Origin of the sequence: Streptomyces sp. NBC_00669 (genome assembly GCF_036226785.1) — a bacterium.
Taxonomy (GTDB): Bacteria; Actinomycetota; Actinomycetes; order Streptomycetales; family Streptomycetaceae; genus Actinacidiphila.
In genome coordinates, this window is sequence record NZ_CP109018.1 from 2,771,309 (window position 1) to 2,786,082 (window position 14,774).

Consider the following 14,774-nt stretch of genomic DNA (forward strand, 5'->3'; position numbering starts at 1 on the left):
GACTTGGTGACGTTCCACTGCCGTCCTCGGCAGGAACGACATGGCGACCAACCGTCACCCCGAATCCGATGAGGTCCATCAGCATGTCCGACCAGCCCGATTTCGATCATCTCGACACCGACTACGACCGGTTCCTCCCTCTTCTCCAGGGGGCCGACGACGGCCTGCTCGCCGCGCTCAAGGCCGTCCCCGAGTCGGGCAGGGTGCTCGATCTCGCATGCGGAGTGGGGGAGCCGGCAGTGACACTGGCACGGCAGCGTCCCGACCTGCGGTTGACAGGCATCGACATCTCCGAGACCCAGATAGCAGCCGCGCGAGCACGCGCCCCGCGGCTCGGAATCGACGGTGTGCGATTCGAGGTCATGTCCATGGACGCCCTGGAGCTGGACACCGGTTCGGTCGACGCGGTCATGTCCCGCATGGGGGCCCTGATGATGGGCGATCCCGCACGCACCGCCCGGGAGGCCGCGCGCGTACTCACCCCCGGCGGCAGGCTCGCCGTCGCAGTGTGGGGAACGCTCGACATGCACGCCGCCATGCGGCTCGGCCTCCGCTGCCTGGAATCCGTGCTGCCCGCGGAAGAGGTACCCGACTTCAGCGCCTTCGACCGGCTGGCCGCTGCCGGCGTACGTGACGGTATCCTCCGCGAGGCAGGTCTGACCGCGGTCGAGTCGCACACCCTGCGCTGGACCTTCGAACGCGCCGATTTCGAGAGCTGGTGGTCCTTCGTCCTCAGCATCCCCGGCCCCATGCAGGACGCCTTCCGCCGTCTTGACCAGGACGCTCTGAGCCGGGCACGCCGCACCATGGCCGAACTCGCCGCCCCCTGCCGCCGTCGGGACGGCTCGTACGCGTTCCCGATGGGCTGCCAACTTCTGAGCGGGCGAGTCTGAGAGGCCGGTACGTGACCTGTCACGTTCGACGCGGGCACAGCACCCGCGGGCACCGCGTGACAGCACGTCCAACCGCTGACCGGCGACTGCCGACCGGGGCCGGATGCCCGCCCTCGGCCAACTGCGCCTTCGGCGCCCCGGGCCTCGCCGCCCGCAGGCTCCGCCTCAGGCCCTACGGTTCCTCCGCCACCAGGATCAGCTCGCGCAGCAGCGCGCCCAGCCGCTCCCGCTTCGTGGCCGAGATCCCGTCGAAGAGCTCGGCCGTGGCCTTCGCGTGCGCCTGCACGCCCCGCTCGGCCAGTTCCCTGCCCTCGTCGGTGAGAGCGACCAGCAGGGAGCGGCGGTCGTTCGGGGCGAGCCGGCGGGTGATCAGTCCGCGGTCCTCAAGGCGCCCGAGCCGCTTGGTGAGACCGGGGCCGGAGATGAGCAGCCAGTGGCTCAGCTCGGTCGGCGTCGTCTCCCCGGCGGGTCCGCTGCGCAGCAAGGTGGCCAGCACGTCGAACTCGCCGCGATCCATGCCGAGCGGAGCCAGGCACGCGGTGGCGAGGTCCTCCAGGACGCGCGCCATCCGCGTGATGCGTTTGGAGACGGCCATCTGCTCCAACGGGAGGTCATGGGTCCGCCATGACCACTGCCCCAGCATCCTGTCGATGGAGTCCTGTCGGTCCATGAGGCAATCGTACCCGACCGCAAAGCCGGGGAATAATTTTCCAGCTAATACATATCCAGCTAAGCAAACTGCTAGGGTCGTGCCTATGACTAGCCAGGACTTGAGCCGGCCTGTGCCCCGCACCCGCGAGGCGACGTCGGAGCCCGTCGGCCGCAGCAGCCTCGCGGTTGCCTTCATCACGCTTCTCGTCATCGGCACCGACCTGTTCGTGGTCTCGCCCCTGCTGCCGGACATCGCGCACCAGTACCACGTCTCCGCGTCCGTGGCCGGGGTCACCGTCACCACGTTCTCGCTCGCGTACATGATCGGCGCTCCGATCATCGGCACCCTCGCCGACCGGGTCGGCCGCCGGACCGTCCTCATCGGCGGCCTGACCGTCTTCGGCCTCGCCAACGCCCTGACCGGCCTGTCGCCGTGGTTCGGCATGCTGCTGGCCGCCCGGGTGCTCGCGGGTCTGTCGGCCGCCGCCGTCACGCCCTCCGTGCAGACCCTGGTCGGCCTGGCCGCTCCGCCCGAACGCCGCGCCGGCTGGCTGGCCGTCGCCGCGTCGGGCTTCCTCATCTCGCTCGCCACCGGCGCCCCCACCGGCACCGCCGTCGCCTCGCTGCTGAGCTGGCGGGAGACCTTCTTCGGGATCGGCGGGGTGACCCTCGTCCTCGTCGTGGTCAACCTGTTCTCCTGGCGCAGCGTGGCGCCGGGCGGCGCTCCGGGCGCCGGCCGCGCCCCCGCGGCCGGCCCGCGCAGCAGCGCCGTCACCAAGGCCCGGGCGGTCTCCGTCACCGGGCTGTGGGCCTTCGCCGTCTACAGCCTCTACACCTACGTCGGCACCGCGCTGACCGACAACGCCCACCTGTCGACCGGCATGGTCGCCGTCGCGCTGGTCATCTACGGAGTCGGCGCCGTCGCGGGGAGCCTGAGCGGAGGCCGGCTCGCCGACCGCTACGGTGCGACGCGGGTCGTCACCGGCAGCCTGGTGGGCCTGTCGGTGCTCGAAGTGCTCCTGGTCCTGGCCTTCCACGCCCCGACCGCGGTACTGCTCCTGGTCCTCGGCCTGTTCGCGCTCAGTGCCTTCCCCTGCCTGCCCGCCTTCCAGTCCCAGCTGATGCACACCTTCGGGAGCGAGATCGGCTCGGTCATGGCGTGGAACAGCAGCTTCATGTACCTGGGCACCTCGCTCGGGTCCGCGGCGGGCGGCGTACTGCTCTCCTCGGCCGGATTCTCCTGGATCGCCCCCGTGGCCGCCGCCGTGGGCCTGTTCGGCGCACTCGTCCACGCACGGTGGGCCCTGCCCGTCGCCCGGCCGGCCTGAATCGGCCCGCCCCGTCGAGACCGCAGGAGGCAATGACCCATGACGCCCCATCCGTTCACGGAGTCGACCGAGGTGGTTCTGGAGGTGAACGGGACGACGCACCGGCTCTCGGTGCCCGCCCGGATGACCCTGCTGGACGCTCTGCGCGACCTCCTCGGGCTCACCGGCACCAAGAAGGGCTGCGACCGCGGCGAGTGCGGTGCCTGCACCGTGCACGTCGAGGGGCAGCGGATCAACTCCTGCCTCGCCCTGGCGGCACAGCACGACGGACGGTCCGTCACCACCATCGAGGGGCTGGGCGGCCGGACCGGCGAGCACCCCGTGCAGCAGGAGTTCGTCGCGCACGACGCCCTTCAGTGCGGTTTCTGTACGCCCGGCCAGATCATGTCGGCCACGGCCTGCATCCGCGAGGGCCACGCCGATTCGCCGGAGGAGATCCGGGAGTGGATGAGCGGCAACATCTGCCGCTGCGCCGCCTACCCGCAGATCGTGTCCGCGGTGGCGGCCGCACGGGCCCGGACGGAGCGCGCCGGTGCCTGAACCCGGATACCTGCGGGTGGCGGACACCGCCGCCGCGCTTGCCGCACTGACGCGATACGGCCCCTCCGCCCGGCTCATCGCCGGAGGTACCGACCTGGTCAACCTGATCAAGGAGGGGATCGAGCGGCCGGACGTCCTGGTCGACATCGGCCGGCTGCCGCTGGACACCGTCCGGGCGGACGGGGACGGCCTGTGGATCGGCGCTCTCACCACGATGAGCGCCGCGGCGGGACACCCGGAGCTGCGCTCCGGATATCCCGCCGTCGCCGAGGCGCTGGAACTGTCCGCCTCCCCGCAGATCCGCAACGCGGCGACGATCGGCGGCAACCTGCTCCAGCGCACCCGCTGCCCGTACTTCCGGGCGGAGACGAAGCTGCCGTGCAACAAGCGACAGCCGGGTTCGGGCTGCGCGGCGAGCGCCGGCCACGACCGGACCCTGGCGGTGATCGGTGGGAGCGACGCCTGCCGGGCCTGCCACCCATCCGACCTCGCCGTGGCGCTGGTTGCCCTGGACGCGGAGCTCACCACCGAATCCCCGCGGGGCGGCCGCACCCTGCCGCTGGCGCGGCTCTACCTCCTGCCGGGCGACGCCCCGGAACGGGAGACCGTACTGGAACCCGACGAGATCATCGTCGCCGTCAGGGTGCCGTCCTCCCCCGCCGCCGCGCGCTCCGGCTACCTCAAGGTGCGGGAGCGCGCCTCGTACGAGTTCGCCCTCGTCTCGGCGGCCGTCGCCGTGGAGACGGACGGGGCGCTGATCCGCGACGTCCGGATAGCCCTCGGCGGAGTCGCCCCCCGGCCCTGGCGGCTGTACGAGGTCGAACGACGCCTGGTGGGAAGGGAGTTGACCGAGCCGGTGGTGCGGGAAGCGCTGACGTCGGCGCTGGACGAGGCCCGCCCGCTGAAGAGCAACGGTTTCAAGATCGAGCTGGCCCGGCGCTCGACCCGCCGGGCACTGCTGGAACTCCGGGACAGAGGGGTGGTCCGCACGTGAGCACCGAAGTCACCCGCACGGACGCCTTGGCGAAGGTCACCGGTCAGGCGAAGTTCGCGGCCGACCAGGCGGTCGAGCCGCTGCGGCACGCGTTCCTCGTCACCGCCACCGTGCCGAGCGGCCGGATCTCCTCGCTCGCGACGGAGGCGGCGGAACGCTCACCGGGTGTGGTGGCCGTGCTCACGCACCTCAACGCACCCCGGTTGTCGCCGCCCCAGGGGCTGTACATGCACCGGCTGCTCCCGTTGCAGGACGACGAGGTGCACTACGAGGGCCAGCCGGTGGCCGTGGTGGTCGCCGAGCGTCCCGAGCAGGCGAAGGCGGCAGCGGAGGAGCTGCGCGTCGGCTACGTTCGCGAGTCCGTCCCGACGGTGCTGGACGACGCTCTCGGCGAGGCATGGCGGCCCACTCCCATCCCGCGGTGGGGCCCCGCGGACACCGCCGTGGGGGATGTCGCCGCGGGCCTGGAAGCCGCCGACGTCGTCCTCGAACGCCACTACCGGACGGCCAACCGGCACCACAACGCGCTGGAGCCGGCCGCCACGACCGCCCACTGGGACGAGAAGGCCGGGCTCACCCTGTACGACGCCACGCAGGGCGTCGCCAACGTCCGCACCGTCGTGGCCAGTGCCCTCGGCCTGGCACCGGAACTGGTCCGCGTGCTCTCCCCCTGGACCGGCGGCGGCTTCGGCAGCAAGGGCCACGTCTGGCCGCACCAGATCATCGCCGCCATGGCCGCCCGGGCAGTGGGCGGAGGTGTCCGGCTGGTGCTGACCCGTGCGCAGAGTTTCACCTCACACGGCTACCAGCCCGCCACCCGCCAGACCGTCACCTTGGGGGCCACCACGGACGGACGGCTGCTGGCGATCCGCCACGCCTCGGTCAACCAGACCGCGCGCTACGCCGAGTACCCCGAACTGGCCGCCACCGGCACCCGGACCGCGTACGCCTGTCCGGCGATCGAGACCACCCACCGGGTGGCACCGGTCGCCACCATCGTGCCGACCCCGATGCGAGCCCCGCACGAGGGCCCGGGCATGTTCGCCCTGGAGACCGCCATGGACGAACTCGCGGACGAACTCGACCTGGACCCGGTCGAGTTACGGCTGAGGAACTACGCGGAGACCGACCCGACCAGCGGCCGGCCGTTCAGCTCCAAGGAGCTGCGCGCCTGCTATCTGACCGGGGCCCGGGTCTTCGGCTGGAAGGACCGTCCGCCGCGCCCGCGCGCCCGCCGGGAGGGCCACGAGTACATCGGCTGGGGCATGGCCACCGCCCTGATGAACCAGTACGCCTTCCCCGCCTCGGCCAGGGTGGGTGTGGACCGCTCCGGGGCCGTACGGGTGGAGACGGGCAGCCAGGAGATAGGGACGGGCACGTACACCGTGCTCGGCCAGATCGCCGCGGAGACCCTCGGCTGCTCCCCGGACCAGGTCACCGTGATCCTGGGTGACAGCCGCCTGCCGGCCTCGGGGATGTCCGCCGGGTCCTCCACCACGCTCAGCGTGGGATCGGCGGTGCGTGCCGCGGCGGCCGACCTCCTGGAGCGGTTGGCCGCGATCGGCGGCGACCCGGCCGACCGCTCCGGACCGCCGTCCGGCGGGTCGCCCGAGGCCCGCTGGCGGCGGATGACCCGCGGCCTGGCGGGGAGCGGTACGAAGTGGCTGTGGGGCAGGGGCGAGTGGGCTCCGGAGGACAACGGCTCGTCCCCGCACACGTTCGGCGCGGTCTTCGCCGAGGTGGCGGTCGACGCCGAACTGGGGCTGACCCGAGTGCGCCGCGTGGCCGGCGCGTACAGCGCGGGCCGGATCATCAATCCGCTGACCGCCCGCAGCCAGATCATCGGCGGGATCGTGTGGGGCATCGGCCAGGCGCTGCTGGAGCAGTCGCACACGGATGCCGGACTCGGCCGGTTCGTCTCCAAGAACCTGGCCGGCTACCTCGTGCCGGTCCAGGCCGACGTTCCTGACGTGGAGGTGGAGTTCATCGAGGAGTACGACGCCTTGAGCGGCACGATCGGGGCGCGGGGCGTCGGTGAACTCGGGGCGGTCGGCGTGTCGGCGGCGATCGCCAACGCCGTCCACCACGCGACCGGCATCCGGGTCCGGCAACTGCCGATCGCCCCTGAAGCCCTCCTGGTTCCGGACGCGTGATCGTGACGGCCTTACCGGTGCCCTTGCGGAACCGCCACCGCGTCCGGCACCCGCGGGGCAGGCAGCGTCCGGCGCTCGGACCTGGCCAGGTGGCCGCGGTGCTCCGCCCCGCGGTGGGCGGTCGGGGGTTCCGGCTTCTCCAGGGCCGAGAACGCGAAGGCCGCCGACACCAGTGCCAGGTGCCGGTGCCAGCCGCCGAACGACCGTCCGCCGAAATCGTGGACGCCGAAGTCGCTGACGAGTCGTTCGACGTCCTGGCCGTGCCGACGCAGCACGGGCAGGGCCAGACCGAGGACGCGCAGGTCCCACGGGTCGATGTTCGTCACCCAGTGGCGCGCCGGGTCGTCGCGCTGGATCGGTTGCTGGGTCACGACCCTGATCGCCGAGTGCGCGGTGCCGCGATCGGCGAGCTGGACGACCGAACTGGTCACCCTCCCCGGAGTGGTGGCGATCTGGCCTTCCTCCGGAAGCGCCGACGCGTCGACGCAGACCAGGAACTCGATGTCCCGCTTGGCCAGTTCCCGGATCAGACACTCGGCCCGCGGCCACCCGGTGCAGTCCGCGACCACCGGGCGCCGGGGCGGACCGCCTCTGCGGATCGCCGCGTCCAGCAGATCGACGCCCGCCTCCCAGCCGTGCTCCAGGCGGTACTCCTCCGGCACCCCGGCGCCTTTGCGCAGCTCGCGGTCGACCATCCAGCGCCCGCGCAGCAGTATCCGCCAGTCGACGGGGACGCTGGAGCGCTGCGAGGAGAGGAAGAGCGCGACCCCCATCTGACCGTTCATCGTCCGGCCGGACCGCCGGACGAACCAGCGGCCGGCGCCCACCGACGCGTCACCGCGCTTCCGGATGAACACGCTGTCCAGCACCCACAGTTCCGGCGGCAGCCTGCTGGAGACCACCGGGGTACAGCGCCGCGCGACCGACTCCCACGACCAGGTGCTCTGGTTGATGAACTGCCGGAGCGACTGCACGTCGGAGAGCGAGGAGTGCGGACCCGCGATGTTGCGGATCGTCTTCTTGCCGGAAGCGGAAAGGATGCCTCGAAGATAGACATTCGCCCAACGCCGCTGATCGGCTCTCGCCAGGTCCGGGAAGATCTCTCTGGAGAAGGCCGAAAGCCTCTCTCCGTTCAGGAACACCGCGGATTCCGACCCACCCGAATTCAGGCTCATTTATCGCGATCCTCTCGGCGCTCCAGGCACCCGCGCGGATACGGGCGCTCTTGTGGGAACCTCAGCTGCTCCGAAATGTTCCGACCGTCGCGGCATGAGCCGTCCGGAACGACGGATTCCGCAAATCCCACCGCCGCCGAATCAGCGCGAACCCCCGCCACGCCCAAGCGCTTCAACCGACCCACGCAGGGGTTGAGCTGGGCAGAAGAGCCTCGCCAGGAGTACGAGCCTCCATCGCCTCTCCCCCTGACTGCACTCGTGAACCAAGCGTCACCCACTTGGCAGGGCCATATCAATAGGACTTTGGTCCTATGACATCCATGGCAGATGCCTTTTCGGCCAGAACCGGCCGGCGAGAAGCCGACAAGGCCCAGCCGAGGGAGAAGAACATCGTTGACGCACGCCTGTTCGTGCTGAAAAATGTCATCCGCTCATCGCTCCACCTGTAGATGGAATCTTTATCGATGCGCACAGCGAGGGACATGAAAATATGACTCGACAGGCCACCGACGATTCAACATCTCATGCCGGCGACCCGGCGCGGAGCGCGGGCGAGGAGGAGCTCTCCCCCCGGCAGACGGAGGTGCTGCGCCTCGTCGGCGGAGGGCTGAGCAATCGGCACATCTCCAGAGAACTGAACATCTCGGAGAAAACCGTCAAGAACCATCTCACCGCGATATTCCTCAAGACGGGACTGGGCGACCGCACCCAGGCCGCCATCTACGCCCTCCGCTCCATCCCCGCCGACGAGGACACCGGGCGCGGAGCCAAGCGGGGCAACGGCTCCTCCACCGCGGCCGCCGGCCCCTGCCTGACTCCCCGGCAGACGGAGGTGCTGCACCTCGTCGGTGGAGGAATGAGCAATCGGCACATCTCCAGAGAACTGAACATCTCGGAGAAAACCGTCAAGAACCATCTCACCGCGATATTCCTCAAGACGGGACTGGGCGACCGCACCCAGGCCGCCATCTACGCCCTCCGCTCCATGCCCCGGCGTCGACCGACGGCGCCCGGGCGCGCCGGCCAGGACGAGTTGGTCCCGCTCTGAGCGCCACCGGTCCGACCCGCACCCCGGTCCGACCCGCACAGCGGTCGGACCCGCACCCCGAACCGGCCCGCACCCCGAACCGGCCCGCACCGACACGAAAAGGAGGGTGAGCGGCCGTGCGCGACATCGCGGAGGAACTCGCCACGTGGTACGCGAGCGGACAGGCGTTCGCGGTCGCGAGTGTGGTCGGCGTCAGCGGCAGCGCCCCGCGCGAACCGGGCGCGGCGCTGGCGGTGAACGCCGAAGGCGACGTGGTCGGCAGCGTCTCCGGCGGATGCGTGGAAGGCGCCGTGTACGAGTCGTGCCGCGAGGCGATCGCCTCGAACCGCCCCGTGCTGGAACGCTACGGCTACAGCGATGAGGACGCCTTCGCCGTGGGCCTGAGCTGCGGCGGCACCATCGAGGTCTTCGTCCAGCCGGTCCTGCCGGACCCGGCCACGCCGGACATCCGAAGCCGCGCCGCCTGCGGCCACGGTGCGGACGGCCGCCATCTCCCGCCGGCCCGGCCCCCCGTCGCGAGCGGCCTCGCCGCGGCCCTGACCGCCATCATCGGCGGCGTACCGGTGGCGGTGGCCCGGGTCATCAGGGCACCTGACGGGCTGTCGGACCTCCTGGGCAGAACGGTCGTCGTCGGCGCCGGACCGGACAGCGGTGTCTCCGACGCGCTGGGCACCGCCGTCGCCGCGCAGGCCCGGGCGATGCTCGACGCCGGACGCACCGGCCGCCTGGTGAGGGCACCCGACGGGCTCCCCTGCGAGCCCCATGACGAGTCGAGCGGCATCACGTTCTTCGTGGAGTCCTACGCGCCCGCGCCACGCATGCTCGTCTTCGGGGCCATCGACTTCGCCGCCGCGGTGGCCGGGATCGGGGCGTTTCTCGGCTTTCACGTCACGGTTTGCGACGCGCGTCCGACCTTCGTCACCGCCCGGCGCTTTCCGGCGGCCGATCAGGTCGTGGCCGACTGGCCGCACCGCTACCTCGACGCGGAGTACGCCGCCGGGCGCCTGGACAGCCGCACCGTCGTCTGCGTCCTGACGCACGACACGAGGTTCGACGTCCCGCTGCTGACCAGGGCGCTGCGCCTTCCACTGGGCTACGTCGGCGCGATCGGCTCCCGCCGTACGCACCGCCACCGCCTCGACCGGTTGCGGGAAGCGGGCCTCGGCGACACCGAACTCGCCCACCTGCACTCGCCGATCGGCCTCGACCTGGGCGCGCGCACTCCGGAGGAGACCGCCGTCGCCGTCGCCGCCGAGATCGTCGCCCACCGCCGCGGCGGCGGGTGCCTTCCGTTGAGCGCCACCGACACCCCGATCCACCACGAGCCGTCGCGGCACACGATCCCCACGCCCGAACGGGCAGCGCGACAGACCTCCAGCGCATTCGCGTGGTAATAGCCGGACAATACCGACCCGTCCGCTCACGGCCATTTGCGTCGATTCAGCACGATGACATAGCGGTGACGCCGGCGCGGGCGAAGTCGCCGACCCCGGCCGCCGACTCCGCAACCGCGAATCAAGCCGCCGGAATACGGAAGGAAAAATTCCGAATGCAATTGCATCCACGCACGGATGATCATTGGTCGATTGCACAGAAAGAAACCCATGATATTGCAAAAACCGCAGTTCAGCGCGCCAGGTGTCGTTTGACAGAGCAGCGCTCTCCAAAACGGCGAACCGCGGCAGCCTTGACAACACGGTGGTCAAGCAACAGGCTATAGAAGGCATAGCCAGCATTCGACCGGTCAAATCGCTGCGCAGATTTTCGCCACTCAACAAGACGGAAATCTGCCGCCAGGACGAAAGGTTGAGATCATGGTAGCTCCTGTTGCTGAGGGAACTCAGACAACTTCCGCAGGAATCGTCTTCGATGCGCTCATCGGGCGCCTCAGCTACGACGAGGAATTCGCAAACGCGCTCACCGCGAACCCTGGCGACATGCTCGACCTCGCCGGCCTGCACCTCGACAAGTCGAGCGTCGAACTGTTCATCAAGAGCGACCCGCAGCGCTTCGACCTCATCTGCGACCGACTCGCGGAACTGGTTCACCCCGACGTGATCGTCGCGGTGTCGGCGCCTACCTGCGACTGAGCGACTAGGGCGCCCGGCCGAATTTCTTTTGGCCGGGCGCTTTCGGCCGCTTGGCCCTTCCTTGACCAGGTGTCCGATCTGCCCGCTGCTCCAGTGACTGCTTTGAGGAGGACGTCATCGTGGCGCGCATTGCTCTAGTAAACCTTGCCAGTATGCCGATGCCCGGGAACGAGCCCATCTTCCCTATCGGCGCGCGCTGCCTGCAGTCCGCGCTCGAACTGGCCGGACACGAAACCCTCCTGGTGGACTTCGTCGAGACACCGCAGGCCTTCGACGATCTGTCCTGGGCCACGCAGCACTGGGACGTCATCGGCTTCTCGATCCGGAACATCGACCCCATCGACCTGGCCCGCGAAGGCTTCGTCCGCTACTACCAGCAGTTCATCCAGCGGGTCCGCGAGGCGGTGGGCTCGGCGGCGCCCGTCATGGTCGCGGGCGGGCCCGGCTACAGCCTGTTCGGCAGCGCCCTGCTCAAAAGGCTCGGGCTGGATGTCGGCGTGGTGGGCCCGGGCGAGACGGCCATGCTCGACATCGCCACCGATCCGGAGAAGTACCGGGGCTCAGGACGCAACCTCACCGGCGGACGTTACGAAGGCTTCCTGACCGACCGCCTCGATCATCCGGCCGCCCTCCTCCAGGCCTACGCCGGCTCCTCCACCGCCATGATCGGGATCGAGACGAAACGCAAGACCTGCTACCAGGAATGCGTGTACTGCCCGTACGCCCACATCAGCGGTGACAATCTCGGCGACCTCAAGCCCATCTCCCTGATCGAGCACGAGATCCGCGGGATATACGAGGCGGGAGTGCGCCGGATCTTCTTCACCGACGCCATATTCAACAGCGAGATCCGATTCGCCAAGCAAGTGGTCGCCCTGCTCGCCGACCTCAAACTGCCCGGCCTCACCTGGACCGGTTACTTCGCACCGCGGCCGTTCGACGACGAATTCGCCGAGCTGGTCGCCGCCAGCAACGTCGAATCGGTCCTGATCTCCCCGGACAGCCTGGACGTCGCCATGATGGGGCGACTGGGCAAGCGTTTCGACACCCGGCACGTCACCCGGTTCATCGAGCGCTGCCGCGCACACGACCTCAAGACCCGCGTCAATCTGGTCTTCGGCGGTCCCGGCGAGACCGAGGAAACGGTCCGCGCATCGGCCGAATACGTGAACGCGCACCTGCGCACCGGGGAGCCGGTGCTGAACATCGGTTTCCGGGTCCTTCCGGCCACCGCCCTGGCCCGCCAGGTCGGAATTCCGGACGACGACCTCGTCGAACCGACTTTCTACCCGCTGGACCCCGACCTGTTCGGCTGGGTGATCAAGTACTTCGACGGCCAGTTCCTTCCCAACGAACGGCTGTTGCACATCATGGTCGGCAACATCGCCAGCAAGAAGATGACCAAGGTTCCCTATCCCGAGGAATCGGCCGAAATCGCGCCGACCGGATTCCCCTATCTGGCACTGACCCGGAGGCCCGCGGATGCTTGATACCGCGTCCGGGTCCGCGCTTCCACGGTCGCCGGAGGATGTGCAGGTCCTCGGCCCCGCCGACCTGCGGGACGTTGCCGACCTGGTGGCCGGGCACCGATTCACCGACGCGATCCTCCACGCGGAACTGTCCGACCACGACCGCTACCGGTGGATGGGACGACGCCGGCCCGACGGCAGCCTTGCCGCGGTGCATCGTTCACTGCGCTGGGGCGACTACCTGTTCCTCAAGGGCGTCTTCGTCCATCCCGAGGCACGCGGCGGCGACCACGCCCTGCGTCTTGCGTTCGCGCTGCGCCGCCTGGCACAACAAGCAGGACTGCGCGGGATCGCCGCCTGGGTCTCCGAAGGCAGCCCGGCCCAACTCGTGCTTGCCGAGCGCTTGCGACTGCGGCGGGCCGGCGACCCGCTCCACCTGTTCGCGCTGCCCTTCGCGGCCCTGCCGGAAGGCGAAAGGACCGGGGACAGCCCGCCGTCACGCTCCTTTGCGCTCGGGCGGATCGAGGACCTGCTTTCCCCCGACCGCGTCAAAGCGCCGGGGGAGGCTCTGGTGCCGGATCTGCTGCCCATCCCGCCCTTGGCCGGCGGCCCCCCGATCGCCGGCCGGCGGGCGGTTCTCGACCGGGACCGCCTGCTCCTCGGTGCGCTTCCCTGCGCGGCGGTGAGTGACGTCGCGACTCTCCTGGCGGAACTCGCGCCGTTCGCCGCCGTATGGGAAATGCCGGAGATCGAGATTCCGGTGCCGCTTTCGGCCATCACCCTCATGTTGTGGCTGGGCGGTCGCAAAGGCCGGCGGGTGAGCGGTCGGCCGGTCCACGTCGGCCGATACGAATTCTGACCTCAGAAGGGACAAGCGATGGGAACACAGGCTCCCGAAGCCGCTCAGCGAGGCGCCCAGGACGGATCGAAAGCGGTCGCCGAACTCCTTGACGACTACCCCGCCGTACGCGACGGCCAGTGGCTGTATCTCGTCATACCGAGGTCCATGCACGCCATCCGTGTCCCGGCCGACCAGGAGGCGGCCGCGCCATGGCGTCAGGTCCTGGCCGACTACCCCTCCCTGCGGGACTCACGGCTCTACAGGCGTCAACCCGACCCCTGGGGCGTCACCCTGGTGGTCGGCCACCGGTGCAACCTCAGCTGCGTGTACTGCTTCAGCGAAGTGGGCCACAGCACCGCGAGTCTGGAAGCGGACCGCATGCTGGCCATCGTCGACCACACCCTGGAGCGTCGACCCGGTCCGCAGAACAAGCTGTTCGGGGTCAACTTCTTCGGTGGGGAACCCACCCTGGCCATCAGCGACATCGAGAAGGTGGTCGAGCACACCGAACGGGCGTGCGCGGCCAAGAACGTCACTCCCTACTTCACGATGGTCACCAACGGCACCGCGCCCCTCCCGGTGCTCCAGTACCTGGTGGACCACCGTTTCACGCTGACCGTGTCGATGGACGCGGCGCCGGAACGCCAGGGCGAGCAGCGGATCTACGGCAAGCGCCACAACGTCGGCCAGACCATGGACACCATCAGGTTCCTCGCGGAAGCCGGTGTCCCCTACCGCGTGCGGTCCACGGTCACCGGCGAGACCGTGCACCACATGGGAGAGACGGTAGGGTTCTTCGCCGACCTCGGCGCCAACTTCGTCCACTTCGAGCCGGTCGGACCGGTCGGGACCACGACGCCGGGACGGCTGTCCCGCTACTCCGAACCCTCGGCCGAGGACTACGCGGAGAACCTGCTGCGCGCCATGGACGTCGCTCGGGGCATCGACGCCAGCGTCTTCAGTTACGCCTTCCAGCACCTGCTGTCCAGCCCGCCCCGCTCCTACTGCGGACCGATGAGCAGCGGGGACTCCTACCACGTGCTCAACGCCACCGGCGAGCTGATCATGTGCCCCGAGATGCAGGACCCCGCCCGCAACAAGCAGTACGGCCACAACGTCGGGCAGGCCACCGACCGCAACGTGGTCTTCGTGGACCTGCTGCGCAAGGACCAGATCGGGCAGGCGGCGCTGCCGTCCCAGCATCAGTCCTGCCAGACCTGCTACGCGCGCGACATCTGCGACAGCGGGTGCCCGTCACGCAACATCCAGGCCACCGGCAGCCTCACCAAGCTGGACCGGTACTCCTGCGCCGTCGCCAAGCGGGTGTGCGCGGACGTCCTGCGCCGCCTGGCGGTCGAGACCTTCCGTTCCGTGGAGCCGAGCGTGGAGCCGCTGGTGAAACCCATCGCGCTGCCCCGGGAGCTCTGCTCAGTGCCGCTGGTGGGCAGCGCGATCGGCATCCTGCAACGGGCCAGGGTCGTGTTCGCCCTGACCGGAGAGCGCCTCGACCCGGCCGTCGACACCGAGATCGCCCGGCTCACCCGGCTCGGAGCCACCCTGTGAGTTCCATGCGGTCGTGGCCGAACCCCCTG

Annotated in this window: 14 protein-coding genes; 12 read left to right on the forward strand and 2 right to left on the reverse strand. The window is 69.8% G+C overall.

What is annotated here, in order from left to right:
• Positions 1-83: 83 nt before the first annotated feature.
• The gene (locus OG896_RS11100) at positions 84-893 is read left to right on the forward strand and encodes a class I SAM-dependent methyltransferase (protein WP_329364587.1); all 810 of its coding nucleotides are present in this window, start codon (positions 84-86) and stop codon (positions 891-893) included.
• A gap of 172 nt (positions 894-1,065) precedes the next feature.
• Here OG896_RS11100 and OG896_RS11105 read toward each other — a convergent pair whose 3' ends face one another.
• Entirely contained in the window at positions 1,066-1,563 is a 498-nt protein-coding gene (locus OG896_RS11105) for a MarR family winged helix-turn-helix transcriptional regulator (protein WP_329364589.1), read from the reverse strand.
• 85 nt (positions 1,564-1,648) lie between these two features.
• Between OG896_RS11105 and OG896_RS11110 the strand changes: the two genes are divergently transcribed.
• From OG896_RS11110 to OG896_RS11125, 4 genes are read left to right on the forward strand one after another with little or no spacing between them, the layout of a single operon-like run.
• Positions 1,649-2,872, forward strand: a complete 1,224-nt coding sequence (locus OG896_RS11110) for an MFS transporter (RefSeq protein ID WP_329364591.1) — start codon at positions 1,649-1,651, stop codon at positions 2,870-2,872.
• A 39-nt stretch (positions 2,873-2,911) separates the two neighbouring features.
• A complete protein-coding gene (locus tag OG896_RS11115; protein WP_329364593.1) occupies positions 2,912-3,412 on the forward strand; it encodes a (2Fe-2S)-binding protein in 501 nt (166 codons plus the stop codon).
• The gene (locus OG896_RS11120) at positions 3,405-4,406 is read left to right on the forward strand and encodes an FAD binding domain-containing protein (RefSeq protein WP_329364595.1); all 1,002 of its coding nucleotides are present in this window, start codon (positions 3,405-3,407) and stop codon (positions 4,404-4,406) included. The genes OG896_RS11115 and OG896_RS11120 overlap by 8 nt, the downstream gene beginning before the upstream one ends.
• Positions 4,403-6,559 (forward strand): xanthine dehydrogenase family protein molybdopterin-binding subunit, encoded by a 2,157-nt coding sequence (locus OG896_RS11125; RefSeq protein WP_329364596.1) that lies wholly within the window; start codon positions 4,403-4,405, stop codon positions 6,557-6,559. Before OG896_RS11120 ends, OG896_RS11125 begins: the two co-directional genes overlap by 4 nt.
• A gap of 11 nt (positions 6,560-6,570) precedes the next feature.
• Here the strand turns inward: OG896_RS11125 and OG896_RS11130 are convergent, their stop codons facing one another.
• On the reverse strand, positions 6,571-7,734 hold the full coding sequence (locus OG896_RS11130) for an IS701 family transposase (RefSeq protein WP_329364597.1): 1,164 nt from the start codon (positions 7,732-7,734) through the stop codon (positions 6,571-6,573).
• Positions 7,735-8,054: 320 nt separating this feature from the next.
• Here OG896_RS11130 and OG896_RS11135 point away from each other — a divergent pair, with 320 nt between their 5' ends.
• The 7 genes from OG896_RS11135 to OG896_RS11165 all read left to right on the forward strand — a co-directional run bounded on the left by OG896_RS11135 (position 8,055) and on the right by OG896_RS11165 (position 14,745).
• Entirely contained in the window at positions 8,055-8,183 is a 129-nt protein-coding gene (locus tag OG896_RS11135; RefSeq protein ID WP_329364599.1) for a hypothetical protein, read from the forward strand.
• A 41-nt stretch (positions 8,184-8,224) separates the two neighbouring features.
• The gene (locus tag OG896_RS11140) at positions 8,225-8,782 is read left to right on the forward strand and encodes a response regulator transcription factor (protein ID WP_329364601.1); all 558 of its coding nucleotides are present in this window, start codon (positions 8,225-8,227) and stop codon (positions 8,780-8,782) included.
• Positions 8,783-8,898: 116 nt separating this feature from the next.
• Positions 8,899-10,176, forward strand: coding sequence for an XdhC family protein (locus tag OG896_RS11145; RefSeq protein ID WP_329364602.1), 1,278 nt, complete (start codon positions 8,899-8,901; stop codon positions 10,174-10,176).
• Between the two features lie 420 nt (positions 10,177-10,596).
• On the forward strand, positions 10,597-10,872 hold the full coding sequence (locus OG896_RS11150; RefSeq protein ID WP_328469445.1) for a hypothetical protein: 276 nt from the start codon (positions 10,597-10,599) through the stop codon (positions 10,870-10,872).
• 119 nt (positions 10,873-10,991) lie between these two features.
• Entirely contained in the window at positions 10,992-12,362 is a 1,371-nt protein-coding gene (locus OG896_RS11155; protein WP_329364604.1) for a B12-binding domain-containing radical SAM protein, read from the forward strand.
• Positions 12,355-13,200, forward strand: a complete 846-nt coding sequence (locus tag OG896_RS11160) for a GNAT family N-acetyltransferase (protein WP_329364606.1) — start codon at positions 12,355-12,357, stop codon at positions 13,198-13,200. The genes OG896_RS11155 and OG896_RS11160 overlap by 8 nt, the downstream gene beginning before the upstream one ends.
• An 18-nt stretch (positions 13,201-13,218) precedes the next feature.
• A complete protein-coding gene (locus tag OG896_RS11165; RefSeq protein WP_329364608.1) occupies positions 13,219-14,745 on the forward strand; it encodes a radical SAM/SPASM domain-containing protein in 1,527 nt (508 codons plus the stop codon).
• Positions 14,746-14,774: the final 29 nt, after the last annotated feature.

What these genes read in the sequence shown, in the direction of transcription:
- OG896_RS11115 (WP_329364593.1), top strand. Translation starts at nt 2,912, where the DNA reads ATGACGCCCCATCCGTTCACGGAGTCGACCGAGGTGGTTCTGGAGGTG.
- OG896_RS11110 (WP_329364591.1), top strand. Translation starts at nt 1,649, where the DNA reads ATGACTAGCCAGGACTTGAGCCGGCCTGTGCCCCGCACCCGCGAGGCG.
- OG896_RS11100 (WP_329364587.1), top strand. Translation starts at nt 84, where the DNA reads ATGTCCGACCAGCCCGATTTCGATCATCTCGACACCGACTACGACCGG.
- OG896_RS11140 (WP_329364601.1), top strand. Translation starts at nt 8,225, where the DNA reads ATGACTCGACAGGCCACCGACGATTCAACATCTCATGCCGGCGACCCG.
- OG896_RS11135 (WP_329364599.1), top strand. Translation starts at nt 8,055, where the DNA reads ATGGCAGATGCCTTTTCGGCCAGAACCGGCCGGCGAGAAGCCGACAAG.
- OG896_RS11160 (WP_329364606.1), top strand. Translation starts at nt 12,355, where the DNA reads ATGCTTGATACCGCGTCCGGGTCCGCGCTTCCACGGTCGCCGGAGGAT.
- OG896_RS11105 (WP_329364589.1), bottom strand. Translation starts at nt 1,563, where the DNA reads ATGGACCGACAGGACTCCATCGACAGGATGCTGGGGCAGTGGTCATGG.
- OG896_RS11165 (WP_329364608.1), top strand. Translation starts at nt 13,219, where the DNA reads ATGGGAACACAGGCTCCCGAAGCCGCTCAGCGAGGCGCCCAGGACGGA.
- OG896_RS11130 (WP_329364597.1), bottom strand. Translation starts at nt 7,734, where the DNA reads ATGAGCCTGAATTCGGGTGGGTCGGAATCCGCGGTGTTCCTGAACGGA.
- OG896_RS11150 (WP_328469445.1), top strand. Translation starts at nt 10,597, where the DNA reads ATGGTAGCTCCTGTTGCTGAGGGAACTCAGACAACTTCCGCAGGAATC.